Genomic DNA, 26,568 nt, shown 5'->3' with positions numbered 1-26,568 from the left:
TCTATAATTTCAAGATCCACCATATATCTTTCAAGTACTCGACAATAAATCTTGTCGCAGAGTAATTGGAGTGAGTCATTGTGTTCGAACGCGCTGGAATATTTCTCATCAAACACAATAAGTGCCCAATGTATGAAACCACTATTATTTATCCTTTTGAAACAGCCCAAGATTACTTCATCAAGGAATTTTTGTTTAATAAGTTTGTACAAATAATCCATCACCTTCTAGCCATTCTGCTAAAAAAATATTTTTGTAATCAGAAATACCTTGAGATGTGAGTTGTTTTTCTAACCAAGGCTTATTAAAACCTAAATCATTTAATTCATCCCATAAAACTTCACCGTCGCGAATCAAAGTAACAGGAACATAAACGGATTTTATAGGCATATTGAAATCTTCCTGAGTAGTTTTCTGGTATTTTGTCTTTTTTAGTATGCTAAGTGAGCCGTTCGTTTCTAAGTAACAAAAAGCAACTTCTCTAACAGAAAAGGTTTCGCTTTGCCGAAGTAAGCTTTGCAGTTGATTGATATTCATTCGATTTTTTTTCAATTCTTCCCGATCAACTATTCCATTTTTAATAAGAGCAGACGGTTTTCCTTCAAAGATGCCACGAAAAGCTAAATATTTTTGTCCAAGATATTCGACCATAAATAGTAAAACGCCCCATAATATCATTGAGTATATAATATAAAATATACCGATTTTGTCGTCGTATAATGCGTTTCCTAATAATTCGCCCAATACTAAAGCGGCAATAAAAGTGAAGGGTGTAATTTGATTTATGATTTTCTTTCCAACAAATTTGACGATTATAAAAAGAAGAAAAAACCCAATAATAAGTTCAATCGTTAGGTACATGACTTTCATATTATGAAAACTCCAATCAAACCATACATAAGATTTTGTTTATTTCTTTCTTTATATTTAACAATACCAGCAAAAAAGATTCTTAATTAAAGGCGGGGTAAGTATACTTCATTATTGTTCTCGGTTAAGATTTTAGAGTCATTAGATATGAAGTGAATAAAGAAGTCTGTTATTCCATTTAAAACATATTTTATGGAACTTTTATCTTCTTTATAATCCGAAATCCTTGTGTTTTTTAATAATATGCGTTGTATAAAATTTACCAAGAAACGAATACTAGGAAAAAACAAAAATAGGTGATATAAGTGAATTTTGCTTGGGAATCATTTATCCTGATAATGGCAGGAATTATTCTTTTAAGAATATCGGGTAGAAAATCTATAGCACAAATGACATTAGCTCAAACGGTTGTAATGATATCTATTGGTACGATTATCGTACAGCCAATAATCGAAGATAGTCTTTGGAGAACAATAATTGCTGCATCGATTTTTGTTGCTTCCTTGATAATAATGGAATACTTACAACTAAAATTTAATTTTTTTGAAAAATTTTTAACCGGTAAATCAATAGTTGTAGTGGAGAATGGGAATCTAAATACAACCAATTTAAAAAAGCTTAGACTTACAGTTGATCAGCTTGAAATGAGATTAAGGTTACTAGGCATATCTAAAATTTCAGATGTTAAAACCGCGACGTTGGAACCCAATGGTCAATTAGGATATGAATTAAAGGAAGAGGCTAAACCTCTTACTGTTGGGGAGTTTAAAAAATTAATAAATCCTGCATATCTAAATTTTCAATCTCAAAATCAAGAATCAAATAATAATATATTCGATGAAATTACTTCAGGGCATACTAATAGAAATCCAAATCAATTACATTAATTTGTCTTTATCTTATGTCTATATAGAGTATTAAAAAGAGAAAACAATGAACAGCCCGTGTTTTTTGTTGATATGTTTAAGTAATGCCTTTATCTGATACGGAAGAAGCCTACCAGTGAGTATAGGCTTCTTTTTTTATGCATTTATTATTTTCTGTCGTTCGCCTCATGTCTATACGATCAAGGCTGGCGACCAAGTATTTAAAAAGATTCGTATCTCTTTTAAAGTGATTCCTGCTGCTAATGCCTCCAATATTAATTCTTTCCACTCTTCATCTAATTGAATGGATTTCGATATTTGCAATGCCTTTCGATGCGGAATTTAAAAGAACATTCTCATTTCAAGAAAGACAGACCACCGGTATTATGAGGTTCTTTTAAATTTGAAATGTGGTTAATTATAATTCGTTTCCGTTTAAATCCATACTCACTTTCAAGAAATGAATTGAGCTGGAGGCTAAGGAACCTTAAGTGTTTTTCATATTTATGTATTTCCAATTCTAGAGGATAAGCACCCATTCGAACTCATTTCCCATTTGAACTTCTAAATAGTGACCTTCGATGGCTTCTCCTTTTACATGGTATGAAATTTTAAATACTTTACTGCTCTTATCTTTTGCTGTAGGAGTTAAATCAACGATGGTCAACTTGTTATTCATAAACATCATCCTCTCCAAAAGAATGTCTTTATTCTAAGCTTTAAGGAGAAGGACGTAAAAACGACTTGTCCTAACAAAATTGATGTTTCATGATCAATGTTCTTCAAAAAAATTGTTTTAAAATCAGAGAGCAAATTGTTCCTTGATCCTTACATGAAAAAATTTTCATAGATAGGTAGGAAATACTAGGAATATGGTGGTATATTATCTTAGAGGAGGAGAATATATGAAAAAATTAAAAATTTTTCTTATGGCTTTAATTGTTATTCTTGCAATACCTAACATTTCAGCAACTCATGTTTCTGCAGCAAGCAAAAATCTTGTTGTCCATTACATCGATATTGGACAAGGGGATGCAATATACATCAAAACACCAAAAGGTGACGACATCATAATCGATGCTGGCAACAAAGCCAAAGGAGAGGATGTTCTTAAGTATCTCAAAAAGCAAAAAGTTGATGACATTGAGGCTATGATTGCAACCCATCCAGACGCTGATCATGTCGGTGGTTTAGACGAGGTTCTTGCTGCCTATCGAGTCGAAAATATTTATGCACCAAAAGTAAGACATACAACCAAAGCATACACGGACTTTTTACAAGCAGTTAAAAGAGAAAAGAAAGGCGTTAAAACTGCTAAAAACGGAGTTGCTTTGTCTTTAAAGGACAAGTCTATTAAAGCCAAATTTATTGGCCCTGTGAAAGACTATGCAAAGAGTGATCTAAATAACTGGAGTGCAGTCGTACATATTCAGTACAACAAAAACTCTTTCTTATTTAGTGGTGATGCAGAATTAAAGTCTGAGAAAGACATGCTTTCCAAAAAATTATTATCAAAAGTTGATGTTTTAAAGGTGGGTCATCATGGTTCCAAGGATTCTTCATCCAAGGATTTTTTAAGCAAAGTTAAACCCACATATGCAGTGATTAGTGTGGGTAAAGGAAATCGTTACAAGCATCCTACAAGTGAAACGTTGAATCGATTAAAGGCGGTTAAAGCAAAAGTGTATAGAACGGATAAGAATGGAACTGTGAAAATCACAAGCACTGGCACGAAAATTTCTGTGAGTCCTGCAAAGAAATGAGTAAAGTTATAAAAGGAATTATTGATCGTTTTGAAGGTGAAATAGCTGTTGTTGAAATTGAAGGAGTAACCAAAGACTTTGCCAAGGACATTTTCCCAAAAGAAGCGACAGTGGGTGATGTTGTTGAACTTGAGGATAATAAAGTTAGAGTTTTGAAAAACGAGACTGAAAGGCGTAGAAAAGAAGTAGAAGATTTAATGAATGATGTTTGGGAAGATTAAGACAAAAAAGAACCCTGAGTTAGTATGGACCCCGTATTGTAGACGAAGATCAGTACTAAATAATCTGCTTACGATATGGGGTTTTAAAGGGAATAAGCGATGCATTGAAGCAGACTTCGGGGTTGCTTCAAACATTAAGAGCGATTAGATGTTTTTGTTATTATGTCTTATGAGTCATCTGAAAAATGTTATTGTAAATTTATATATTTTATTTTAGGGGTGTTACTGTGAATGAATTAATTATCGAGAATTCAGATTTGTTGCATGAGGTGATTTATGTAATAGACGACGATGCTCAAGAAATAAAATATCCAATACAAAGAGTTGTTGATTTCTTATTAAGTGAAGGATACTTAATAAGTAAATCTGAATCAAAAAGAACCTCTTTTGTCTTGTACAAAAATAAAGTAAAAACAACTATTACTGAAAATTTTATCTCATTCCAAAAACTTGAACAAGTTTATCGAGAAAGGTACAAGCAAAATTTTTATAAATATCTTATATCTCGCTCTAAGATTTATTATCAATCAGCCTTACAGAATGCAAAGGCTTCTAAAATAAATCTGATCCAAAATCAACGTAGAACATGTGTAAGTAATATGTACTATTCATTACATAATAGTTTTGCATCTATGGTAGAATTTTATAAAACTGAAAAGGTAATAGACAAAAGTATACTGGAACTTGATAATACTAATGAAGATGAGACAAAACTTGAACATTTTACTCCGATAGCTCTAGAAGCTTTTAAAAATAATATTGATGAAATCCTCATTTCTGGGAAGGAAGATTTTATTTCTAGACAAGAAATGAATGCAGGTCGTATGAAAAGTTTTGAAAACCCATTTACCTGGATATTCCCACTGTTTTCAGAGTTGTTTAAAGAAGAAAAATTCACTGAGATGGTTGAAACAATGGTGGAATCTTTAAACAAAGTAAATATAGAAAATTTAGGAATTGATACTTCTTCAAGATGTTCTAGTTTTGAAATTCAATTAAAATTGATTCTAAAAGAAATAAGAGAAAGCTCCAAAGAAGATAGAATATCAAACCCTCAAAAATATTCATGTCTAAATATGGCAGCTTTTTTTGCATATGGATATATGTTAAGGCAATCAGCTGACTATGATTCATTGTTTGAAGTGAAGATACCACACCAAGATATAATAAACTGGACTATAATCACATCCAACTTTTTAAATTTTGTATCTGGATTCTTATCAGAGAATTATAATGAGTTCAGTGGAAGAGTGCAGAAATTGGATGCCGAAAGTTCGACAGAAATCTTGAAAAGTTTAGATAATGATAGTCTAAATACTGTGATGACAATGACAGGTATCATAATTGATAAAGACTTTAACCTAATCGATATAATAAAAAATTTATATTCTCAAAAAGGATATAACATGATTAACCAACGAGGAATGATTACAGAGCTGTCAGAAAATACTGATAATATAACGATTTGTAGATTATTGTTTAGTACTCCTTTGGAATGTTTTATATCTATATCAAGTCAAGGATTATTTCGTGTAGATATCGTATTATCAGATACAACCATAGATACAAAATTTTCAAAAGGAATTAATCAGTTTTATCTTGAAAAGTTAATACATGAAGAAATTATTCAAAAAGATTTGTTATCTGTAGTTTCTAAGAATGCTAAAATTGTGAGAGGTATACCTAGTACACCTCAGTATAATTCCCTAGGTTATTTGGACTTAGTATTAGGTATACATGAAGGAATAAAATTTAAATTTGTTTCCAAAATAAACAAATATTTAAGAGATTTTACCGAAAAAATTTCCAATGAAAAGTTCGTTATTAACAGTGATTTCTCTATTAACAGTTTAGAGAAGTTAAAGTTTATTAGTAGACAAAATTCTATCCTCTTTGTGCCTAGATCACCAAGGAGAAGAGAAGTAATTAATCAAATTGAAAATGGTTTAACGGATAAATTATTATTTATATTCTTTTATACTGACAGTGAAATTTCATCTAATATTAAAGAGTCTCTAGAAACAAAAATATGTAAAGAATATCCCAAATTAGATTTTAAGGTAGAATTTGTTCAAATTACTGATGTTGAAACAAGACAACTCATTGAAGAAGATTATAGTTATTTTGAAGTGAAAATTAAAAACCTTATGGAGAAATTCGGAAATAGTCAAAATTCAGATGAGTTTAAACAGCAGATAGAAGAATTAATTGAATCGGAAACTGAGGATGAGTTAGAAATTGAAGGTCTAGAAGCTACTGTTAAATAGTGATAAATTAAAGTGTTGAAGTCCAGTATGGATTTTCAGGAGATGTATACGAGCATTGAACATATTCATAAGTATGAAATCGCGTTTGATTAGCATACCTAAAACAGGGCTTCAAAGTCGTCGGTCGGATTTCGAATCTCTCCTGGCACATACCAATAAAATAATAGCCAAAACCCATTTATGTATAAAGGTTTTGGCTTTTTTGTTCTGCTATAAAAACAGCAAAAAAATTTTTAAAAAAATTATTGATATTTGGAGAGGAATAAATTAATTATATAGTTAAAATTAAAATATTTAGACGATCTATTCTATGAGAATATTCGAACCTTCGCTGCCGATAACGACAGGAATGACTGTAGGTATTAAGATTTTTTCACTTTTAGCAAGAGCAATCCAAACAACGATTTCACTTAAGAGGGAACTCTGGAACTGTACCCAAACTGAAAAACGTTCTAAATACGAACGGTTTGGAGGATTATTTTACTTAAAAGTTTGGAAGGCAGGTCACCGCATGGACTTGACCGTCGTCGAGCACCAGCTGGACAATGATATCGCCTGATGATATGACGACAAGGTGCGAGTACTGATTGGATGCTTTCAGATCCACAGACCAGATCGAGAACTTCGTGAGGCTCGGGTTGTTGTGCTTTCCTGTTCCCGGCTCCCCCACAGTTCCAGTGAAGACATCGACGTTGACGTCCGAGTTCGAAACATTGGCGATGAGTAGTGTACCTTTGTTGATTGAACCGATTGTAAGCGGGAAAACTGTTCCCTGCGCCACCCGTATTCCGCTGGAGTTCACCGCCGGTGGTACGGCAAACACGAGTCGGTTTTTAGGACCACTCTGTTGCAGCACGGCGCTGGCGGTCTGTGCGACCAATGGTGTCCGCGCCCTTACTAAGGCGGGCTGCCCCTTGCTAAGCCGGAACAGGTCATTGTTAGGATCGGTAGACGAAGATACGTAACCGTTCGCGTTTTTGAGTTGGCTGAACCAGGCGAGTTCAACGCCCTTTTCACTGTACACATTGAAGGTAACGTCAACTGCACTTGCCGCCTGTGAGTCCAGGCCAACCTCAAGGTGAGCATTGGCACTTGGTGAATTTCCGAAGGTGGTGATCATCGCAAAAAACTCGGACATGTCGTCACTCCCTTTCCAAATAACAATTTATTACCGTTTCCTCTGAAACCACATACTTCGGTACTTGTGCGGGCCTCCGTCAATTCCTTTGATTTTCAACCTTGCGACCATACTGGAAAATTCTCATCCTGTTCTATGGTTGAAAAAACAGCACATTGACTCCGACTCGCATTACACATGGGTCGTCCCCGTTGTTATCAGTGAGCTGCATTGTGCAGACAATATCGTCACCCTCTACCCGGGTGTCGACCTGCAGTTGTCCCAGTGGCCGTTCACGCAAACCCATCTGTGGATTACCCAAATTCCCGTTAATGTAGCCACAGTTGATTTTGCTTATCCCGACAAAAGTCCAATTTGCCCCCGCTGGTCGATTTACACGCGCTCTCAGTGTTTCGGGGCGACCGGGCTTCAGATTATTGGTCCCGCCGAAGTGATCAAAATTGAAGTTGAGGATGGTGCCACCCAGAATTCGACCCTCTGTCGGTAACTCTTGCATACGACCTAAGGCCTCAGTTATTCCCGTAGTAGCTTGCATAGAAGAAGAGGTCGATTTAACTTCACCTGCAAACGTACTGTCTTGAAGCACTTGACCTGAAAACGTTTGTTCTTGAGATTCATTGAATATCTCTGTCATAATACACGCTCCTCATAGTTGAATAAATATCTTGCGGTGATAGTATGTCTCTTTTGTCTCTTCTCTATACATTGAACACGTTTGATTAGATTAATAGCTTCTTTTAAAGTAGAAATAGTGAAAGACTCATATAATTACCATCATTGAAAGTCGAATCTGGGGAGTTAAAAAAGCTCCTTTTTTATCCCATTCTCATGGAGGAAACAGCCATTTTACAACTCCAGTGAACATATCCATGAGTATTCATCATGAAGGTGGGGATTATTGAAGGATCACATGATGACAAGTGTTACAATGCTTGCTACGATTATTTAGTAAATCTCTATATGAAAGAGATGGAGCGCCAATGTGATAGTCATAAACAAAATGATTCTGAAATTAATAATTTGGGGACGCATGGGGACGAATTGGGGACGCAATTGTTCAGAAACACCCAAAAGCGCCCATTTTTAAACAGAATGACCATAAACAAAAACTGATAAAATAAGGTTTCGACCAAGAACGTCCGCTCCATTCAGAAGTACCTGTCTACACTGGCAGCGTAGAGGTCAGGGGTTCGATCCCCCTTGACTCCATCATTTGCATCAAAATAAAATGACACATTTTCTTGTAAATCAAGGAAATGTGTCATTTTTTATTAAAGAATTACACTAGTTTTCAATCAAGGTAATAATTGCAGCAGGACAAAAATCACTATTTATGAGTAAGATGATTGATGCATGAAAATCTTTACTTGGAATTTTAACCAGTATATAATAATACATAGTAATTCTATGTATAACAAATACTTCTAATTATAAAAAGGTGTCTAAAAATGAAACAAGTAATCTTTATTCTAATTTCTTTTGTAACAGTATGCTTGTTATTTATAGTCGCAATCGTAATGTTATACATGCCATTTATATACATGTTAAACGATTCATTTCCACGGTCTAACCACTTCATATTTTGAGGTGCAACTATTTAAATCTAATAAGGATATAGAGTATTGAGTGACCATTTGAACACGACTACAAAAAGAACAAAAAGCACTCGTAGATTAAAATGAGTGCTTTTTTCAATTCGTTGACATTATTCCCTAGATGTCCTACTGAAATATCAACAAATAGACCCCCTTTATTTTCACTAAATGGACGTAGTTATAATTAGTAAGGAGGAGATGAATATTAATCGTATTCAAAATGACTCATGTCAATTTTTACTTGATATTTTAGAGATATTAAAAGATAACGGCATTTTCACCGAAGAAGAAGCTGTAGAAAAAGAGAATGAGTTGAAGGAATTGAGATGATGCTTAGATCTCCTAGTCCTGCTAACCTCTTTTTCCCGTAGAGTGGTTCGTGTAGAATAAATTTTTTAGCGGGAGAAAACTAAACAAGACTCGGGAATTGAAACATCCGAATACAACCATAAAAAAAGCAGAAAAAAATAGAGAACCAACTAAAGAAGCACAACAGGATCACCGGAAGAGAGAAATATCTAAAAGAAAATCAACTTTAAAACAAAAAAAATTAAATCTCTAATCTATTTTTAACTCTTGCATTGCAAGAGTTATTTTTAATGTGCTTGAAGCTTCACTTTGTATTTTTCATCATAAAAATGGAAAAAATGTTATTGATGAAAGAACCGTTTTTCAAAATATTGAATTAGCGAAAAATATACGATAGAAAGAGAGGCTGAATCCATGTCAGCTGAACAGCGGAAAAGATTGACGATTTTGATGATTAATATGTTTATTGCGATAGGAAGCTTCGGCATTATTATTCCGATTCTGCCGGCTTATTTAGAGTCAATTCATCAGGGAGGGACTGCTGCCGGTTTGATGATCGCTATTTTTGCGGGAGCGCAGCTTGTCTTTTCGCCGATTGCCGGGAAATGGACAGATCAATATGGCCGGAGAAAGATGATTATTTTTGGACTTGCAGGGTTAACGCTGTCCATGTTTGTTTTTTATGCGGTTCATTCAATTTGGCTGCTTTACGCTTCCCGTGTCATCGGCGGAATTGGCGCAGCTCTGCTTATTCCGGCTATTTTTGCCTATATTGCTGATATCACTACGCTGGATCAACGAGCAAAAGGGAATAGCCTGATCTCTGCTGCTATGTCTCTTGGAATCGTTGTTGGACCCGGGATCGGCGGGTTTTTAGCCGGTTTTGGATTGAAAACGCCATTTCTCATTTCTGCTATTGTATCGCTTGCAGCCGTTATTTTCTCCGTCTTGCTTCTTAAAGAAAGCGAGCGAAATCTCACTGCTCCTGAGAATCAGATGGCAAAGGATGACGAATCTCTCGCAAGAAAAATGGTTCGTTCCGTAAAGATGCCGATTTTTATTCCGCTGATCATTACATTGGTGATGAGCTTCGGATTAATGGCATATGAGTCAGTCATTGGGTTGTTTGTCGACGATCAGTTTGGCGCAACGCCTCAGCAAATTGCGGTGATGATCACCGCTACCGGAATGATCAGTGTGATCGTTCAGCTTTTTGTTGTAGATCGCATTGTACATAGATACGGAGAAGGCTCTGTTTTAAATATCTTTTTAGGGGTAGCCGCAATTGGTTTCTTTCTTTCGATCGTTGCCAACAGCTATGTTTTATTTTTTGGAATCTCGCTTTTAATTTTTCTGGCAACCTCTATCCTACGACCGGTTTTGAATACGCTTATCTCAAAAATGGCTGGAAATGAACAAGGGTTTGCCATGGGTATGAACAATGCGTATATGAGTATAGGAAATGTGATGGGGCCGACATTTGCCGGAATGTTATACGATGTTCAAATTACGTTTCCGTTCATTTTAGGCCTTGCGCTCTTAGCTATGACGCTGCTCATAACAATTGTTTGGCAAAAACGATCATTAAAGCAAAAGGCGAAAAAAGTTGTTCCTGAACAAGTGTAAATTTTGTCCCTTATCAATGATGATAAGGGTTTTTTTCATAGTGGGTTATCTTGACTTTTCGCAATAAGTAAACTACAATTATTCCCACTTCGAAACTATTATCAAGGGAATGTTGTTCAGTATGGTTGTTGAAAAAACGAAAGAAGACGGAGATCTTTCTCTCAAGTTATTTGTTGTATTGACTCGGGCATTGCAATCCGTAAAAAAGCGTGTAGTAGAAGACATACGAACCTATGGACTGAATCCAACGGAGTTTGCTGTTCTTGAGTTGTTATACAGCAAAGGTGAACATCCGATCCAGAAAATCGGCGATAAAGTATTAATCGCAAGCAGCAGTATTACGTACGTCGTCGATAAGCTGGAAAATAAAAAACTTGTAGAGAGAAAAGCATGTCCGAAGGATCGCCGCACCACATATGCGGAAATAACGGCTGAAGGTAAAAAATTAATGGACGATATTTTCCCGAATCACAAAAATTCCATTCAAGAAATATTTGGCGGACTAACTGCGGATGAAAAAGAAGAAATGATTAAACAGTTGAAAAAATTAGGGTTTTACGCTCAGGGTCTGTAAAATGATCAGTGTGGGGGTATTTCACTGCCTCCACCATGGCTTTCGGTATATTTTTTTATAATAATATCTCGCATTCATAATAAATGAATACGAGATATATGGTTCAAAAAATTTAGAGTGAAAGGAGAATAACAATGAAACACATTTTCAGACAAGGAAAGGATCTGACAAAGCCAACGCTGCTTTTGCTGCATGGAACGGGAGGCGATGAAACTTCTCTTATACCACTTGCGGAAAGATTCTATGAAGATGCTTCTGTTTTAAGTGTACGGGGGAATGTTTCAGAAAACGGAATGCCACGATTCTTCCGGAGGATTGCAGAAGGAGTGTTTGACGAAGAGGATCTTATTTTTCGGACGAAGGAACTACATGAATTTCTCGACGAAGCAGCGGAAAAATATCAATTTGACCGGGAAAAATTGATTGCGATTGGTTATTCCAATGGAGCCAATATCGCAGCGAGCTTGTTGTTTCATTATCGTGATGCTCTAAAGGGAGCGATATTGCATCACCCAATGGTTCCAAGAAGAGGAATCGACCTGCCGGATCTTTCAGATAAGCAGGTGTTTATTGCTGCAGGTACGAATGATCCGTTATGTTCACCGCTGGAATCAAAGGAGCTCTTTTCGCTGCTCAAAAAGGCAAACGCTGAAGTGCAGCTCCATTGGGAAAATCATGGGCATCAACTGACGTTTGAAGAAGCAAACGCTGCAGCAGAGTGGTATAAAGCGGAAATTTTACCCGAAGACTTTTAGGGGCTGAATTTTTTTTCAGCCCCTATTTAGTTACATCACAAGTGGTTTGGGTAATCACAATATTCAATAATTGTGCCTTCTGTATCTGCAGGATTTAAATAGATCAAGCGCCTGCCGTGTTTGTTTATCCGCAAAGTATCTTCTAAAGTTCGGATTCCTTGTTTTTTCAGTTCATCTATCGCTGCATGAAGGTCATCGACTCGATAAGCAATATGATGAACGCCTTTGCCTTTCTGTCTTATGAATCGGGCAATGGGAGAAGTGGTGTTGTTGGTCGGTGCCAGAAGTTCAATTCTCTCCCCGCCTACTTCCATGATCGCGACCTCGCTTTCGACGCCTGTTGCTTCACTTATATAACGGTCAATCAATTTACCTGTTAATACGTTTTCGTAAAAGTGGATACTGTTTTCAATGTTTCGGACTGCAATGCCAATGTGATCAATTTTTTTATCCACATGAATCTCTCCTCGGCTAATGAATCATTCATATTTTAACATATCGAAATTTATATTCTTACATATGTGATACAAGAAAGAATAAGTCTCTTAAATCTATTTATGACTGCACGATAAACAATTGCCTCAAATCTAATGCTCCACTAAATTATTTTTTTTCTGACAAAGTGCAGGATGCTAGTCTAATCATTATTAACTCCTTCCCATATACTGATTGAGAGATTTATAGGAAAGGCGACTAAAATTAAAGCCTGTCTGGAAAAAAATCCAGTTTGGAGGTGCGGCTATGAAAATCATGACTATTTTAGGAACACGGCCAGAAATTATTCGTTTAAGCATCATTATAAGAAAACTCGATGAATTGTCAGATCAGCATATATTAGTTCATACCGGACAGAATTTCACAGAAACATTAAGCGATATTTTTTTCAAACAATTAAACGTAAGAAATCCCGATTATGTCTTGCTGGATCGGCAGCAAACTCTGGGAGAGCAGCTATCTACTATTTTCAGCCGGATAGAAAAGATTCTGAATGAAAACAAACCAGACAAAGTACTCGTTCTAGGAGATACAAATAGCGGCCTTAGTGCTCTCTTAGCTGAACGAATGGGCATTCCTGTTGTTCATTTGGAAGCTGGAAACCGATGTTTTGATCTGGAAGTACCTGAGGAAATCAACAGAAAAATCATTGATGCAATTTCAAGTTTTAACCTGCCATACACTCCGCAAAGCAAAGAAAATTTAGTTAAAGAAGGAATTCCGAGAAATCGAATTTTTGTATCTGGCAATCCAATTTACGAGGTGCTGGAACATTACAAAAACGAGATTCAAAAAAGTACGATTCTTACTAAGTTAAGTTTGCAAAAAGATGATTATTTTCTCGTTACAACCCATCGTGCTGAGAACGTTGACCATGAATCCCGTTTGCTTGAAATATTTAGTGGCATTAACAAAATTGCAGAAGCGTATAAAAAAAGAATTATTTGCAGCATTCATCCTCGGACAAAATCACGGCTGAATGACAAAGCGATTGACATTCATCCTTTAGTCGAGTTTCATGAACCGTTCGGATTTTTTGATTTTGTGAAGCTTGAGCAGAATGCGCTTTGTGTGCTAACAGACAGCGGAACAGTACAAGAAGAGTGCTGCTTGTTTCACGTTCCTACTGTCACTATTCGTAAAACGACAGAACGTCCTGAAACTGTGGAATGCGGAAGCAATATGGTTTCGGGAATCGATGCCGAAAACATAGCAAACTGTACGGAGGTAATGATCAATCAACCGAAAACTTGGGCAATACCAGATGGATATGATCGAAATGACGTTTCTGACAGAGTGATAAAACTAGTGCTAGGGGGCATAAAAGTTGTTTAAGAACAAGACGATTTTTGTGACAGGAGGTACTGGGTCTTGGGGGCATGAATTGGTCAAACAACTATTATCCTATGAACCAAAGGAAATTCGTATTTTCTCAAGAAATGAAACCAGCCAATTTTCAATGAAGCAGGAATTTGACAATAACCCTAAATTAAAATTTCTTATTGGAGATATTAAAGAAAAAGATCCATTTAAAAAGGCCACCAAAGATTTCAATCAATCTACCTGTTAAATAAAGTGAAATATGTAAAGAAGACATCGGATTCATTGCTCTCCGTGTGTAGGATGATGCTTTACTGTATTATTCTCTAAAAAAAGAATTTGATGATTTGGAGGGTTTGAAAAAAGGGATGACAAGTTGGACTCATGTAGATGCAGAAAATCTCCATAAAATTTTTGATATCCGTTTATTATTTCCATTTCAAACCATCTGCCAAAGATTCTTCATCTTTTCATGAATCACCATCCCTATAAAGTACAATTTGAACTATAATTTAATAAAAATGAAATACTTTATAAGTAGAATCCAAAAGGCAAAACCTTAATCATTTCTAGTAATGGGCAACAAAAGTTGAAAAAAGAATACTAAATGATGTAGTAACTCACAAAAATAAAAATTATATGAAAAAAATACAGACTGAAAATTTTAAGAAGTTTAGAAAAACTTTATTCTAATTCTTCAAACTTTTGAAAATAGTAATAATTCGATTATTTTCAAAAGTTTGAAGATTTTTAAAAGAAATTTCCTCTATGATAATTCAGAGAATCCCTTAAGCTCTGATTGAAAGTATATTGAGGCTCCCACCCTAACAACTTTATCGCTTTAATATCAATTCTTATAGGCTCTACACGTTGAAAAAAATCTGTTGTAATCATTAAATTAGTAGGGGTCAAATCCTTGAAGACCCTCACTACATCTACTAATGACTTGCTATTACCTGAAGCAATCGTATATGAATTATTTTTTTTGCCGTATTTAAAGATAGTATGATAGGCTTTGATTGCATCTCTCACATCTAGAAAGTCTCGTTGATCTAAAAGGTTATGAAAGTGAAATTCAATACTCGTAGAAGTTCTTTCATTTAAGGCGATTTTTTTTGCCAGCAGAGAACAGATACCATTGGAAGGACCTGGTCCAATTAAATTTGAGGGTCTAGCAATCATGATATTTAAATCAAACATTGTACTCCAACATGAAGATAAAAGTGTTTGTACATATTTAGAAAGGCCATATGGATGATTAGGTTTTGTTAGATAACAAGGATTGAAGTCTATTACGGATCCAACAACGATTATTTTTGCTTGAGGTGAATGAAGTCGCACTCCTTCAAGTAAGTTTAGTGTTCCATTTGCATTTGCCATAAAAGTAGGAATTGGTTTATCCCAAGAAACTCCACTGTGGTTTTGTCCCGCTAAATGCAAGACATAATGAGGTTTTATACTTTTAAGAGTTGCTTCTACCTCTTCATGATTCATTAGATCGCAAGACAAGAACTTGATTTTTTCTTCCTTAGGGGTATTTTTATGAACCATTCCATATACTTCGTATCCTTCCTTTAAGAAATACGCACACGCTTTAACACCTGTAAATCCCGCTGCACCTGTAATGAGGATCTTAATCATCTACCTATTCATCCAATCTTGTAGGGTTAAATGTGGTACTCGTATAACTTCTCCTAAAGCATTAAATTTAGAATGCATATTATACCAATCTGTTTGATCATCTTCTGTATTAGAACTTTTGTTACCAGAAAAAAGATAATCTATACTAATATGAATGTGTTTTCCACCAAAAGTGTCTAATACATCTACTAAAAAATGGAGTAATAAACTCTTAACTTTAATCGCATCAATTACATGTCTTTCTGCATTTTCATTTAAGAGCTCCCCTCTATTCAAAGCAATTTCAGGCTTATTCTCTAGTATATATTTATATTCTTTAACTTGATTAAGATCACTTGCATCTATGGCGACCCCTCCGTGATTACCTTCTTCTCTAATCAAGTAGTCTACGATCATCCTTGACCTCCCAGAATGAGGATATTCATTCTAGAAAACCTCCATCCTTTAGCATGGCTTTAATTTCTTCATAACTGATTATATTATCACTAGAACAATAAGTATCTAATTTTACTTGTGGATAAGCCTTATAATATTCTTTAAGACCCTCAATTGGAATTGTTGGGAGAATAACAAAGTACTCATTGTCATAGACAATCGTATTATGACTCTCAAACTCTGTTAACAGGATTTCATGAAGCTTTTCTCCAGGCCTGATACCAGATTCTTCTATTATTACTTCATCATCTGCATACTTATCAATTAATACTTGAGCTAAATCAAGTATCTTGCAGGTAGGCATCTTCATTACAAAGATTTCTCCACCATGACTTTCGTAAGTTGCCTTAAACAAAAGCTTAATTGCATCTTTTACCGTCAAGAAAAAACGGGTCATTTCTTTATCTGTAATTCCTATTTTAGAATAGTTTTTAATGTCATGTTTAAATACTGGAATAACACTTCCGTTTGTACCTAGTATATTCCCTCCACGGACACAAACAAATTTCGTTTTATCTGTTAAAACATTTGCATTAATAATAAGTTTCTCTCCCATTGCTTTTGTAATCCCATAAAAATTAGATGGATTTGCAGCTTTGTCTGTTGAAATATTAATAACTTTTTCTACTTCATTTACAATAGCTGCTTCAATAATATTTTGAGTACCAATGACATTCGTCTTTAATGCTTCTAGCGGTTGAGATTCGCACACAGGAACATGCTTCAATGCAGCAAGATGAAAGATATAATCTACGCCTTCACAAACCTCTATTACTGCTTCTTTGTCCCTTACATCTCCTATTACGAATTTAAGCTTTGGATTATTATTAAATTTCTGCTTCATTGTGACCTGACTCGTTTCATTCCTAGAAAAAATCCGAATTTCTTTTGGACCGTTGTACAATAATTGGTTAACCAATTCCTGTCCCCATGAGCCAGTTCCACCTGTTACCAAGATCGTTTTATTAGGAAACAATTTCAAAACCTCCTAAAGAATATTAATTACTTTATCAGTTACATTTAAATCTAAATACTCAGTTGGACAAACCCAATTGGTAGGTCTAGATATCATTTCTTTTACTCCATCAATGATGTTTCTTTCTTATAATCCCGATATAAAATTACTTCTACAATCCACTGTTTCGGGTCTTTCTGTTGTTTTTCTTACCGTCACAGTTGGTATATGAAAAATGCAGCATTCTTCTTGAAATGTTCCAATATCTGTAAAAACACAATGAGCATTTCCCCTAATTTTACAAAGTCAAAAAAAACCAAATGGTTCATGAAATTCGATTAAGTAACTAAGGGGAATGTCTTTTGCTTTATTTAGATTAGACTTTTTTCTAGGGTGAGTACTAAAGATGATCCTTTGTTTGTAGATATCTGCTAATGTGTTTAATGTATTGACGATGCTTTTTAAATGCATGGAGTTGTCTACATTTTCCGACCTATGAATGGTTACTAGAAAATAATTATTTTCCTGAGATTAAGGTTTTCTAAAATTCTGCTTTTTGTTATTTGTTTTTCATAATGAGTTAGTACTTCATAAATTGGATTCCCACAAATCGAAATTCTACTAGGAGTCATTCCTTCTCTCAGTAGATTTTTTTTCTGCTCACCTTAGGATTTTTGTTTAGTCGATAATATATAATACGGATTCCGAATCCCTAATTCCTCAAAAAGATTCCCGTACAAAGAATGAGTAAAAGTCTGTCCAGAGTGAATTAAGAGATGCTTTTCTGCTAATTCATTTAACTTCTTAATGATAAAGCTTAATCTAATAATTTCAGGTCTTGTTCCTACTACAGTTAATACCTTCATAAATCGCTCTCCTTACTCCCTTCTCTTTTATATGTTTATGGATTTAAGGAAGTTCTTGTCCTAGACATTTCACTATATTTTAAAAAAAGGCTATTGGCCACGTTAAAAATTTTGTTACATCTAAATTCTAAAATCATCATCTAATTAAAAAAAAAAGACAAAAGTCTAAGAAAAGATAAAGTCTATGAATATATTAATACTTAGAATAAGTATTGCATGTTTTAAGAAAGGGGAGATGTTACTATGAAAATTTTGCTAGCTACTTACTTTGTAGTACCTCATACAGGTGGAGTATGGAATTATATGGTGCAATTAAGAAAAGAGCTTGAGTCATTAGGCCATGAGGTTGACTTATTGGGTCAGGAACATAATTTTATTTATATAGTAAATAAAAATAGAAGAGTGGAAAAAGAAAAATTGATTCCATTAGTTAATGAAAGATTAAGTAAACATAAAGACCCATCAATTTTTTCTGATTCCTTTATTAAGAGATATGAATTTTTAAGGCATTTATATGAGATAGGTGTAAATCAAATAGGGTTACAACATTATGATCTAATTCATACACAGGATGTTATTTCTACAGCTGCTATTAATAAGATACGTCCTTTAGGAACCCCTCTAGTTGCAAGCCTACACGGAAGCGTAGCTCATGAATTGAAACACTTCCACATTAAAAAATCCCCAACTTCTCATTTAGCATGGAAATATTTTGATAATCTTGAGTTTGAGGGAGCAACAGCTGCTGAATGTACGATAGTAGCCAATTCATGGCTGAAAAAAAAATTAAATAATGAATATAAGGTTCCAAATGAACAGATAAAGGTACTCCATTATGGCTATGACACTATTACATTTCTTAAACGAACAAAAGCAGTGTCGCCTATAAAACCCCCAGTAAATAAAAAAGTTATTATTTACTCTGGCCGATTGGTTGAACTTAAAGGTATACAATATCTTTTGTCCTCTCTCCATCAATTGAAAAGTTTACGTAATGATTGGATTTGTTGGATTGTAGGAGATGGTTATATGATGGAATCTTTAAAGCTTAAAACTAATGAACTAGGTTTAGAAAAAGAAGTGATCTTTTGGGGTAATCGAGATGACGTACCTTATTTATTGACACTTAGTGATATTTTTATCCTTCCTAGCATTTTTGAAAACCAGCCGTTATCAGTAATTGAGGCACAAATTGCCGGAAAAGCTGCTATAGTTAGTGATGCAGGAGGATTACCAGATATGGTAAAGCATGGAGTGACAGGATTAATAACTAAAGCAGGAGATTCAAACAAACTATGTACTAATATAAATTATTTACTAGAACATGATGAATTTAGAAAAAAACTTGGTTCTAATGCACAACAGTGGGGGTTATCACATTGGTCCCAAGAAAAAGCTATTAAAAATCTTTTGGATGTATACCAAAGTTCTATATCCAAAAAGACAAATAAGAAATAGAGATATTAATTTTATAAAACTATTCAAATCTTTAAAAGTTAGTAGAGATTATCAGTTAATTCCAACAATACAAGAAGAATAAGATTATATAAAAGACCTGTCAAGGGATTCCAATTAGGAAAACTCCAAACGACAGGTTTAATTCATTACCATTATTAAATTTTTAGGAACATCAATTTATTAAAAGGCTATTCAAATTATTGTTAGTACATATGGTAACTGTGAAAATTAATTCAGGTTTAGCTTTATATACAATGGCGTCAAGTTAAGTTGATAGTTTTATTTTCATTCCCTATACTCTGCCCCTCATTCTTTTCCATATTATTAATAACCAAGTTCCAGACCGTGTACTTCCCTAAAATAGATAACTTCTTTTTCCATTTCTTCTTTAATACGTAGATTTGAGTTTAGAACTGGAATCGGCTTATGGATTGCTTCCGCTTCAGAAACCACAATTGTATTATTAATTCCAAGACGTTTTAAAAGAAGATAAAAAGCAGCATCGTCTCTTATATATAAAGATGGGATAACAATGTGATCTTTCAAAGCAGAACGACAAAATGCCAGACATCCCATCGGCCCCCACTCAGTCACATGATATTTAGATTTAACTTCTTTATTTTCTGAACGATACAATGTATTATTTTCAATTTTTAATGTTGAACCGGCATGTTGAATATCTCCTTTCGGTCCTCTGACTACACCTGTAAAGACGCAATGGTTCGGAAAGTAGTTCATTGCTTCTTCAACTTTCTCTAGCCATTTAGGTTTTAATTGCATATCATCATCTAAGGAAATTATTATATCGTGCTTCAGTTTTGCTTGTTCAAACATAAAATGCCTAGCACCGCCACATCCTATTTTTTTATTATTAAATTTTCGCAAGTCATTATATAAAACTAATTTAATATCATTTCTTTTCTGTTCATTAATTAGTTTGAGTAAGATAGCATGCAACGGCATAGCATGATCATTATAAATATAAAGATGAAATGGGATAGTAATGTCTTTGCAAAGATTTTTAATCACCCAGTAAAGTACGTTTTCTCTACCTGATGTGGTTGTTATCATAATGCCAACTGAACGATTCATTAGTACACTCCTTTAACTAGCATTGTATTTTCATTTCAATCAAGACCAGGATCATTATAGTTATCTATCTTAAATTTTCAGATTAATGTTTTAGTGTTTTAAAGTTTTACAGGGGTTATGATTTAAACTGATTCTTAGAATATGATGATCTATAGTACCAAATTTAAAATTCAAAACACCTCCTCCTTTTTAATTTCATTGATCTGTTTTTTCATTACCCGGTTTCAATTTGTTAACCTTGAGAGTCTCTATTTAATATATTTAAAAGCAAGTTTCATTGTTTGGATTCTTGGAAACAAATTTCGTACACGTACATATATTAAAATATGTTTTTGTATTGATAACTCATTATCAATAAATAAAAGCTTTTAATATATCAATGTGGGACCGTCAATAATTTTGTGTAAATACTAGAAATCCTTTTCTTAATAGATAGCTGGTTATTCTTTCGATTTGAACATAGTTGCGAGCTCCGCACGAGCTTGATTAAAACCAATATGACAACGTGTGGCGAAGCGTTGGTTGTAGTCTTCAAACTGTGAAACAAGGAATCGTTCCATTGCTTCTTCATTAGGGAATTGTTCTTTGCGTTTTGTATATTTCTTGATCTGTTTATTAAACGACTCAATTAAATTCGTTGAATAAATGCTTCTCCAAATCGATTTAGGAAAGCTGTAAAACGTGAAGATATAAGAATTTTCACTGAGTGACTTCGTCACTTTTGGATACGCTGATCGCCATTTGTCACAGAATGCATTCAATGCTTCTCGTCCTGCTTCTGCACTTTCAGCACGATAAATCGATTTAAAGTCATCGCAAATTTTCGGACGGTCATTTACACGTACCTTATGGGCAATATTACGGGCTAAATGAACACAGCACGTTTGATAATTGGCATCTGGATACACACTGAAGATACTATCTGTAATACCTTTTAAGCCGTCCGAAATAAAGAGCAGGATTTCTTCTACACCACGATCTTTCAAATCGAGCAGAAGTTCTTTCCACACAAAGGCAGACTCTGTTGGAGCTATCGTGTAGGATAATACTTCTTTTGAACCGTCTTCTCGAATGCCTACGGCAAGATACACGGCTTCTTTGGATACCGTTTCACGTTTTACCGCGATATATGTAGCGTCTAAGTACACGCAAACATAGTGGGAATGAAGGGATCGCTGGCTAAACGCCTCAACTTGTTCTGTCATCACTTTTGTCATGTTTGAAATCGTTTGTGGAGTGTAATGATGCCCGTACATTTTCTCGATCAAACTCGAGATTTCTACCATCGTTACACCTTTTTGGAACATATGAATGACGAAGGCTTCAAGCGTATCATTTGAACGTTTGTATGGCTGAACGGTCCGTTGTCTAAATTCAACGTTGCGATCACGAGGAATCGAGATCTGAAGATCGCCATATTCTGTGTGGAGTGTTCGAGAGTATGTACCATTACGGGAATTACCAGAGTTAAAACCAAGACGATCATATTTTTCATAGTCTAGAAAAGCTGTTAGTTCCGTTGCCAGCAGCGTATTTACAGTTGCTTCTAAATGCGAACGAAAAATCTCTGTAATGTCTTCTTTTTTTACTAGAGCTTGGACGATATCTGATGTAAACTGATTCATAGGGAAGACCTCTTTTCTGTGAATTTTGTGTGGTAACTCAATTTTACTAGAAAAGGTCTTCCTTTTTATATTTACACAAAATATTTTACGCTCTCATCAATGTTAGCTTATTTCAATAATAAAGCAGAAAAGAGATATCAAAATCACAAAACTAGGAAAGTTTTTGACGGAGGGTTATTCATGAAAATTTTATTTGTTTTTTATCTGCCTAGCGGGGGAATTGAGACACTAAATCGCCAACGTCAAGCAGCTCTAAAAAATATTCAATGTGAGTTTCTTTACTATCGAAATGACAAAAAATTTATTAATGATCATCAAGCCCCGGTCTATATTACGAATGAAGACAGCAAGATTAGAAATATTTTATCTAATGGAAAGTACGATGCAGTTATTATCGCTTCGGACTATTTAACAATGCCTCGATTTAGAAAATTGGGTTTTAATGGAAAGTTTATATACGAACTTCAAGGTGGAGTTAAAGAACAAGCAAAGCATATGTTAACACATGCTAAGCCGGTTATATCTAGATATGCAAATGGATTATTAAACCCAAGAACACCTTATATTACAGATTTATTTAATGAACTTTTCCCTAATACTCCTAAATTCGGTTTTAATAATTGTATAGATTATACTCAGTATGCCTACAAGAAATTCCCTTTGCACCCTAACCCTATAATTGCTTGGATTGGACGAATTGAAGATAATAAGAATTGGAAGGAATTTTTATTAATTGGGAAAAAGTTAATTGAAGAGAATCCTAAAACAGAACTATACATGTTTGAAGATCCAACTCTTTCTAATCCGAAAGAGCGCAAACAATTTGAGGAAATGAAAAATACATTAAATTTAAATAAAAACTTAAGTTTGTATGCTAATGTTCCCAATAAGTATATGAGAAACTATTTCTCAATAATTGGGGATTCGGGTGGATTTTTATGTATTACTTCTAAAGCAGAAGGGGCACCTTATTCACCATTAGAGGCAATGTGTAGTCGTTGTCCTGTTCTCACTACAGACTGCTATGGTGTTCGTACTTCTGTGATTCATAACCAAACCGGAAAATACTATAAAATTGGTCAAATAGATGACGCGTTTAAACAAGCTAAAGATCTCATGACAAATTCAACTTTAAGAGAACAGATAAGACTTAAGGCTTTAAATCATGTACAGACTAATTTCAGTTTAGAACGTTATAATTCGAATTTTACTAATATGCTTGATTTATTAGGGATTAATAAAAGCTAAAACTATACTTTCAAGACATTGCAATTCCTTTTTATGGAATGTGAATAGGAGACAGAAAAAAGTAGTGACTAAAAAAATCTTGGCATCACGATATAAAAATGAGAGATCTATACTAGCAACTTTACGGAGGGGTTAGGGGCATGCTAGTAGACAAAAATTTAATGATGGAAGTAGTGTCCCATTCCCTGCTTCCATCATCAACTTCATAATCTAATTGATTGAATATATTGCATTTAAATCGTAATCTTCCAAATTTATTTCCCAAAGCAATTTTTGATTAACGATATCAAAACATGCTAATCTTGTTGGCATATGACCGTATTGACCTTTCCAAGTAATTGTTCCATCCGGCTTAAATTCTCTTGAGGGTCTTACCCTTGAAAAACCGACCAATATTTTTTCTTCATTTAATGGTCTTATTCCTCTACAATACCCTATCTTCATATTATGGTTTGATATTTTAACGAGATCGATTTCCTTTTCCACTTTAAGTGTATTTGCATTAACAATTACAACTCTTCCGTCTATTTGAGTAAAGTAGATTTTATTATTATAAACAATTCCGTCATGAATCCACTCTCTTCCGATTGAGATTTTTTTATTTGAATCAGTTAAGCACACTGCATCTTTTTGTAAACATCTAGTAACCCAAATATCTCCGTTAATTTCAAAAGCAAAATTAGGATGTGATTCATGAGGTTTTGTTGAAGGTACTTTTCGATAATCAATAGAATTATTAAATCTTTCCCACGGTTGATTTCCTAAAACATTCCAACAATTAATAACTTTTCCTTTTGGAGAAAGTTCGATTACCATATCTAATCCTGTATTCACAACTAGAATATTCCCATTAGTTCTAGGCTTTACATGGTGTATATCATTAAACATAGGAAGTGAGATATAATTTTCTATTTTGAAATTTTTTTCATTGTATACTAATACCTCAGTATGAGTCCCAACAAATAGTTTTTGATTTGATAGAGTAGCAGCCGTAAAAGAGATTGATGCATTATTATCCGGACAAACTGCTGGTGGAGAATTATATTCAACTGCCTTGTTAATTTTATGTTTATGGTTTGCTAATTCAAGTTCTAAAACAATTGCTTTATCATATAATTCCCAATTATTCAATATTTTAGGTTTTAGTTTAGCGCCGACTAAATAAAATTTCATCATTCTCCATCACCCTCTGTTTATTTTTTTCAAACATTAACGATCAAAAGAATCAAGTCTTATGCAGCTTTTCATAATGATTTAGCATTTTCAAGAGTTCTTAAAAAAAGCATGTCATTAATATTATTGAATTACACTTTACACCCCTTTCTATGAAACCACTTTTTTTCTTTTATATACTATGTCCAAACTTCTCTCAATGATATAGGCAAGCTCTAATATTAATAATATTGATTGGAACGCCCTCTACATTTTTGTCCATAAGGCATATAATATATAGATTAAATAGACAGAGGGATATTGCACTTCGTATTGGAGATATATTAAACTACTACCAATAAAGAATAAGAGATTTTTGTCATAAAAATTCCGGCATGCAGATTCTTCGACTTATAGCGGAAGTCTCTTAATTAAAGCATTAAATGAAAAGAATGTTGAAATTGAGGTATTAGGTGTTCGTTCGCAGGAAAAATTCATAAATTGCTTCCTTACAAAATATGAAAACAATACCTTGATTGCTTATGATCAAAGAATATTTCAACATATTTCCTACTATTAATATTAATGGCATCAAATAATAAGTATGTAACATTTAGAAGTTTACAAATTTATTGAGATGTTACGTGAAAGTCAGCTTCATTATATGACCTGCTGAAAGTCATTCAACGTGTGTATGCGAAAAAACGATGTAAATATCAGTCGCGATCAAGCTCTTATACTTGATCGTACAATAAAAAACACGAGAACCGATTTTCTTTATACCCTTCCACCTTATCGGTAGATGCTGTTAGAATTAAAAGAATGGGTGAAAATCAATAGGGCAATAGAATAACCTGTTAATTACAGATGCAGGGAGGCCTTCTAGTTAAGTGACATTCTCACTTATTATCGGGAAGCTATGTAAAATGTCCGCCGCTAAGCGGGCGGCGGAATTTTTTCATGGCGGTGGAGGTTATATCTCAATTCCTAAGGAAATAAGCATTTCACTAAAATGAAGGCTGTATTGTTCCGGAGTGAAATTCGATTTTAAATGTATGATAGCTGTTGAAATGATATGTTCTCTTAATGGTTGATTTTCAATCAGTTCTTTAGCCTGTTGAAGCGCTTCAGGTATATTTCCTATCGTGTAATATTTTCCCGTTTGATTATGAATGATGGAGCTTCTGACCCCATCTGAATCCGTTGTTAATACAGGGCATCTGCAGCTTATTGCTTCAAGAATGGAATAAGGTGCCCCTTCAACCCTTGACGTTGAGCAAAGAAATCCTCCTGAATCGCCAATTATTGAGAAATACTCTGCCATACTTTGATGAGGAGCATTTGCAAATACTGTAATGTTATCAATTAAATTCAATCGTCCGATAAGCTGAAAGAACTCTTCTCTGTCTTTAGGTGTTGAAAACGAAGGATCCTCAAACATGTATAGCTGGATCTCAGGATTATAGTCATGAATAAGATGATGGCCAATTTGCAAAAATTCTTTCCAGTTTTTATTGTATTCTATCCGGCCGGTCCAGCCCACAATCGGCTGAAGAATTTTAGATTGCGGTTGATAAGAAAACGTTTTTGTATCAAAGCTATTGTTAAACGAAAACTTAGGAATTTCCAGAAATAATTCGTTAAAGATTTGCATAATGTGAGGTGTTTTCGGATTCAGCAGACCATTCCCATATTTCGTAACGTAAGGGACGGCTTTTTCAAGTTCTGATCTGGCAAAATCCTTTGCTCCGTACCCCTGAACCTCTAAAATGAGTTTCCCTTTGTATCCCAAATTTCTAAATCTTGCGAGTGCCAAATAATCTGAGGTAATAACAATTGCTTCATATTTTCCTTTAGCTAATATCCTTTTGATCACCTCATCATCATTTGTAATGAATGTAGGGGCATGATGATCATTGATAAGTTCTCTCTCTTTTCGATAATAAAGAAAATGACAATTAATATTTTTCTTTTTAAAAGCGTGGCTTCTTTGTCGGTTTAAGGTTTCGACTCCTCCGCTTGGAACAAAAAAGACAAATAAGATATTTACGTGTTTCGTCTTAATCGGAACTAATGCTTTAGGCTTTGTTTTCAATTTGATGTCCGAACTGCTTTTCAAGTCGTTGCTCAGTTTGCCTTTTGAGCTGGTTTCCAAGCTGATGTCCGAATTGCTTTTCGGACTGCTTTCTAAGTCATTGTCCACACTGCTTTCCGAACTTCTGTCTCTGCTTCTTTCTAAGTCATTGTCCACACTGCTTTCCGAACTTCTGTCTCTGCTTCTTTCTAAGTCATTGTCC

Annotated in this window: 25 protein-coding genes and 2 pseudogenes; 12 read left to right on the top strand and 15 right to left on the bottom strand. The window is 34.4% G+C overall.

The features are described 5' to 3' along the window. Positions 1–195: 195 nt before the first annotated feature. On the bottom strand, positions 196–870 hold the full coding sequence (locus tag JOC74_RS07165) for a DUF421 domain-containing protein (protein WP_053603938.1): 675 nt from the start codon (positions 868–870) through the stop codon (positions 196–198). A gap of 305 nt (positions 871–1,175) precedes the next feature. Here JOC74_RS07165 and JOC74_RS07160 point away from each other — a divergent pair, with 305 nt between their 5' ends. Further along, positions 1,176–1,757, top strand: a complete 582-nt coding sequence (locus JOC74_RS07160) for a DUF421 domain-containing protein (protein ID WP_053603937.1) — start codon at positions 1,176–1,178, stop codon at positions 1,755–1,757. A gap of 171 nt (positions 1,758–1,928) precedes the next feature. On the opposite strand, the gene JOC74_RS07155 is transcribed toward JOC74_RS07160, so the two are convergent. Both JOC74_RS07155 and JOC74_RS07150 read right to left on the bottom strand, forming a co-directional pair. Further along, on the bottom strand, positions 1,929–2,060 hold the full coding sequence (locus JOC74_RS07155) for an anti-repressor SinI family protein (RefSeq protein WP_148564328.1): 132 nt from the start codon (positions 2,058–2,060) through the stop codon (positions 1,929–1,931). A gap of 196 nt (positions 2,061–2,256) precedes the next feature. After that, entirely contained in the window at positions 2,257–2,415 is a 159-nt protein-coding gene (locus JOC74_RS07150; protein ID WP_158320301.1) for a hypothetical protein, read from the bottom strand. A gap of 226 nt (positions 2,416–2,641) precedes the next feature. On the opposite strand from JOC74_RS07150, the gene JOC74_RS07145 reads away from it, so the two are divergent. The 3 genes from JOC74_RS07145 to JOC74_RS07135 all read left to right on the top strand — a co-directional run bounded on the left by JOC74_RS07145 (position 2,642) and on the right by JOC74_RS07135 (position 5,987). Then, entirely contained in the window at positions 2,642–3,499 is an 858-nt protein-coding gene (locus JOC74_RS07145) for a ComEC/Rec2 family competence protein (RefSeq protein ID WP_053603936.1), read from the top strand. Further along, positions 3,496–3,720, top strand: coding sequence for a DUF3006 domain-containing protein (locus tag JOC74_RS07140; RefSeq protein ID WP_053603935.1), 225 nt, complete (start codon positions 3,496–3,498; stop codon positions 3,718–3,720). The genes JOC74_RS07145 and JOC74_RS07140 overlap by 4 nt, the downstream gene beginning before the upstream one ends. Positions 3,721–3,947: 227 nt before the next feature. After that, positions 3,948–5,987: a hypothetical protein gene (locus tag JOC74_RS07135; RefSeq protein ID WP_211086111.1), complete on the top strand. Its 2,040-nt coding sequence runs from the start codon at positions 3,948–3,950 to the stop codon at positions 5,985–5,987. A 484-nt stretch (positions 5,988–6,471) separates the two neighbouring features. Here JOC74_RS07135 and JOC74_RS07130 read toward each other — a convergent pair whose 3' ends face one another. Then, on the bottom strand, positions 6,472–7,125 hold the full coding sequence (locus tag JOC74_RS07130; RefSeq protein WP_053603932.1) for a hypothetical protein: 654 nt from the start codon (positions 7,123–7,125) through the stop codon (positions 6,472–6,474). 133 nt (positions 7,126–7,258) lie between these two features. After that, entirely contained in the window at positions 7,259–7,759 is a 501-nt protein-coding gene (locus tag JOC74_RS07125) for a hypothetical protein (protein ID WP_053603931.1), read from the bottom strand. Between the two features lie 1,159 nt (positions 7,760–8,918). Between JOC74_RS07125 and JOC74_RS23880 the strand changes: the two genes are divergently transcribed. The 4 genes from JOC74_RS23880 (at position 8,919) to JOC74_RS07110 (ending at position 11,984) form a co-directional block, all read left to right on the top strand. Next, positions 8,919–9,050, top strand: a complete 132-nt coding sequence (locus tag JOC74_RS23880; RefSeq protein ID WP_264080123.1) for a hypothetical protein — start codon at positions 8,919–8,921, stop codon at positions 9,048–9,050. A 393-nt stretch (positions 9,051–9,443) separates the two neighbouring features. Further along, entirely contained in the window at positions 9,444–10,655 is a 1,212-nt protein-coding gene (locus JOC74_RS07120; RefSeq protein ID WP_053603929.1) for an MFS transporter, read from the top strand. 121 nt (positions 10,656–10,776) lie between these two features. Then, the gene (locus tag JOC74_RS07115; protein WP_053603928.1) at positions 10,777–11,229 is read left to right on the top strand and encodes a MarR family winged helix-turn-helix transcriptional regulator; all 453 of its coding nucleotides are present in this window, start codon (positions 10,777–10,779) and stop codon (positions 11,227–11,229) included. A 134-nt stretch (positions 11,230–11,363) separates the two neighbouring features. Further along, entirely contained in the window at positions 11,364–11,984 is a 621-nt protein-coding gene (locus JOC74_RS07110) for an alpha/beta hydrolase (protein WP_053603927.1), read from the top strand. A gap of 35 nt (positions 11,985–12,019) precedes the next feature. Here the strand turns inward: JOC74_RS07110 and JOC74_RS07105 are convergent, their stop codons facing one another. After that, positions 12,020–12,439 carry a VOC family protein gene (locus tag JOC74_RS07105; RefSeq protein WP_053603926.1) on the bottom strand — a complete coding sequence of 140 codons (420 nt, stop codon included), beginning with the start codon at positions 12,437–12,439 and terminating at the stop codon, positions 12,020–12,022. 286 nt (positions 12,440–12,725) lie between these two features. Between JOC74_RS07105 and wecB the strand changes: the two genes are divergently transcribed. Beyond that, positions 12,726–13,814, top strand: a complete 1,089-nt coding sequence (wecB, locus tag JOC74_RS07100; protein ID WP_053603925.1) for a non-hydrolyzing UDP-N-acetylglucosamine 2-epimerase — start codon at positions 12,726–12,728, stop codon at positions 13,812–13,814. After that, positions 13,807–14,025 (top strand): annotated as a pseudogene (locus JOC74_RS07095) (polysaccharide biosynthesis protein); the annotation flags it as partial. The gene wecB and the pseudogene JOC74_RS07095, both read left to right, overlap by 8 nt. 524 nt (positions 14,026–14,549) lie before the next feature. On the opposite strand, the gene JOC74_RS07090 reads toward JOC74_RS07095, so the two are convergent. The 5 genes and pseudogenes from JOC74_RS07090 to JOC74_RS24085 all read right to left on the bottom strand — a co-directional run bounded on the left by JOC74_RS07090 (position 14,550) and on the right by JOC74_RS24085 (position 17,696). Beyond that, positions 14,550–15,440 carry an NAD-dependent epimerase/dehydratase family protein gene (locus JOC74_RS07090; protein ID WP_053603923.1) on the bottom strand — a complete coding sequence of 297 codons (891 nt, stop codon included), beginning with the start codon at positions 15,438–15,440 and terminating at the stop codon, positions 14,550–14,552. Then, positions 15,441–15,836 (bottom strand): Rossmann-fold NAD(P)-binding domain-containing protein, encoded by a 396-nt coding sequence (locus tag JOC74_RS07085; RefSeq protein WP_053603922.1) that lies wholly within the window; start codon positions 15,834–15,836, stop codon positions 15,441–15,443. Between the two features lie 25 nt (positions 15,837–15,861). Continuing rightward, the gene (locus tag JOC74_RS07080; RefSeq protein ID WP_053603921.1) at positions 15,862–16,851 is read right to left on the bottom strand and encodes a polysaccharide biosynthesis protein; all 990 of its coding nucleotides are present in this window, start codon (positions 16,849–16,851) and stop codon (positions 15,862–15,864) included. 126 nt (positions 16,852–16,977) lie between these two features. After that, positions 16,978–17,301, bottom strand: a pseudogene (locus tag JOC74_RS24090) (UDP-N-acetylglucosamine 2-epimerase). 194 nt (positions 17,302–17,495) lie between these two features. Further along, a complete protein-coding gene (locus JOC74_RS24085; RefSeq protein ID WP_312883787.1) occupies positions 17,496–17,696 on the bottom strand; it encodes a hypothetical protein in 201 nt (66 codons plus the stop codon). A gap of 243 nt (positions 17,697–17,939) precedes the next feature. On the opposite strand from JOC74_RS24085, the gene JOC74_RS07070 reads away from it, so the two are divergent. Continuing rightward, positions 17,940–19,154, top strand: coding sequence for a glycosyltransferase family 4 protein (locus JOC74_RS07070; RefSeq protein WP_053603920.1), 1,215 nt, complete (start codon positions 17,940–17,942; stop codon positions 19,152–19,154). Between the two features lie 324 nt (positions 19,155–19,478). Here the strand turns inward: JOC74_RS07070 and JOC74_RS07065 are convergent, their stop codons facing one another. Both JOC74_RS07065 and JOC74_RS07060 read right to left on the bottom strand, forming a co-directional pair. Next, positions 19,479–20,246: a glycosyltransferase gene (locus tag JOC74_RS07065; RefSeq protein WP_053603919.1), complete on the bottom strand. Its 768-nt coding sequence runs from the start codon at positions 20,244–20,246 to the stop codon at positions 19,479–19,481. A 440-nt stretch (positions 20,247–20,686) separates the two neighbouring features. Next, on the bottom strand, positions 20,687–21,871 hold the full coding sequence (locus tag JOC74_RS07060) for an IS256 family transposase (protein ID WP_053603918.1): 1,185 nt from the start codon (positions 21,869–21,871) through the stop codon (positions 20,687–20,689). A 180-nt stretch (positions 21,872–22,051) separates the two neighbouring features. Here JOC74_RS07060 and JOC74_RS07055 point away from each other — a divergent pair, with 180 nt between their 5' ends. Continuing rightward, positions 22,052–23,119, top strand: a complete 1,068-nt coding sequence (locus tag JOC74_RS07055; protein WP_053603917.1) for a glycosyltransferase family 4 protein — start codon at positions 22,052–22,054, stop codon at positions 23,117–23,119. A gap of 210 nt (positions 23,120–23,329) precedes the next feature. Here the strand turns inward: JOC74_RS07055 and JOC74_RS07050 are convergent, their stop codons facing one another. Both JOC74_RS07050 and JOC74_RS07045 read right to left on the bottom strand, forming a co-directional pair. After that, positions 23,330–24,295: a hypothetical protein gene (locus JOC74_RS07050; protein ID WP_053603916.1), complete on the bottom strand. Its 966-nt coding sequence runs from the start codon at positions 24,293–24,295 to the stop codon at positions 23,330–23,332. Positions 24,296–25,244: 949 nt separating this feature from the next. After that, a partial coding sequence (locus tag JOC74_RS07045) for a glycosyltransferase family 4 protein (RefSeq protein WP_312883786.1) occupies positions 25,245–26,568 on the bottom strand: 1,324 nt, incomplete at its 5' end.

The organism is Bacillus capparidis, assembly GCF_017832095.1.
Lineage (GTDB): Bacteria > Bacillota > Bacilli > Bacillales > Bacillaceae > Bacillus > Bacillus gobiensis.
Note: the sequence above shows the minus strand (reverse complement) of the source record. Positions and strands in the feature narration are given on the sequence as shown.

Bases quoted from the DNA above. Each gene is read 5' to 3' on its own strand.
- JOC74_RS07165 (WP_053603938.1), bottom strand. From the start codon at position 870: ATGAAAGTCATGTACCTAACGATTGAACTTATTATTGGGTTTTTTCTT.
- JOC74_RS07150 (WP_158320301.1), bottom strand. From the start codon at position 2,415: ATGAATAACAAGTTGACCATCGTTGATTTAACTCCTACAGCAAAAGAT.
- JOC74_RS07145 (WP_053603936.1), top strand. From the start codon at position 2,642: ATGAAAAAATTAAAAATTTTTCTTATGGCTTTAATTGTTATTCTTGCA.
- JOC74_RS07140 (WP_053603935.1), top strand. From the start codon at position 3,496: ATGAGTAAAGTTATAAAAGGAATTATTGATCGTTTTGAAGGTGAAATA.
- JOC74_RS07130 (WP_053603932.1), bottom strand. From the start codon at position 7,125: ATGTCCGAGTTTTTTGCGATGATCACCACCTTCGGAAATTCACCAAGT.
- JOC74_RS07125 (WP_053603931.1), bottom strand. From the start codon at position 7,759: ATGACAGAGATATTCAATGAATCTCAAGAACAAACGTTTTCAGGTCAA.
- JOC74_RS23880 (WP_264080123.1), top strand. From the start codon at position 8,919: ATGAATATTAATCGTATTCAAAATGACTCATGTCAATTTTTACTTGAT.
- JOC74_RS07120 (WP_053603929.1), top strand. From the start codon at position 9,444: ATGTCAGCTGAACAGCGGAAAAGATTGACGATTTTGATGATTAATATG.
- JOC74_RS07115 (WP_053603928.1), top strand. From the start codon at position 10,777: ATGGTTGTTGAAAAAACGAAAGAAGACGGAGATCTTTCTCTCAAGTTA.
- JOC74_RS07110 (WP_053603927.1), top strand. From the start codon at position 11,364: ATGAAACACATTTTCAGACAAGGAAAGGATCTGACAAAGCCAACGCTG.
- wecB (WP_053603925.1), top strand. From the start codon at position 12,726: ATGAAAATCATGACTATTTTAGGAACACGGCCAGAAATTATTCGTTTA.
- JOC74_RS07090 (WP_053603923.1), bottom strand. From the start codon at position 15,440: ATGATTAAGATCCTCATTACAGGTGCAGCGGGATTTACAGGTGTTAAA.
- JOC74_RS07085 (WP_053603922.1), bottom strand. From the start codon at position 15,836: ATGATCGTAGACTACTTGATTAGAGAAGAAGGTAATCACGGAGGGGTC.
- JOC74_RS24085 (WP_312883787.1), bottom strand. From the start codon at position 17,696: ATGAAGGTATTAACTGTAGTAGGAACAAGACCTGAAATTATTAGATTA.
- JOC74_RS07070 (WP_053603920.1), top strand. From the start codon at position 17,940: ATGAAAATTTTGCTAGCTACTTACTTTGTAGTACCTCATACAGGTGGA.
- JOC74_RS07065 (WP_053603919.1), bottom strand. From the start codon at position 20,246: ATGAATCGTTCAGTTGGCATTATGATAACAACCACATCAGGTAGAGAA.
- JOC74_RS07060 (WP_053603918.1), bottom strand. From the start codon at position 21,871: ATGAATCAGTTTACATCAGATATCGTCCAAGCTCTAGTAAAAAAAGAA.
- JOC74_RS07055 (WP_053603917.1), top strand. From the start codon at position 22,052: ATGAAAATTTTATTTGTTTTTTATCTGCCTAGCGGGGGAATTGAGACA.
- JOC74_RS07050 (WP_053603916.1), bottom strand. From the start codon at position 24,295: ATGATGAAATTTTATTTAGTCGGCGCTAAACTAAAACCTAAAATATTG.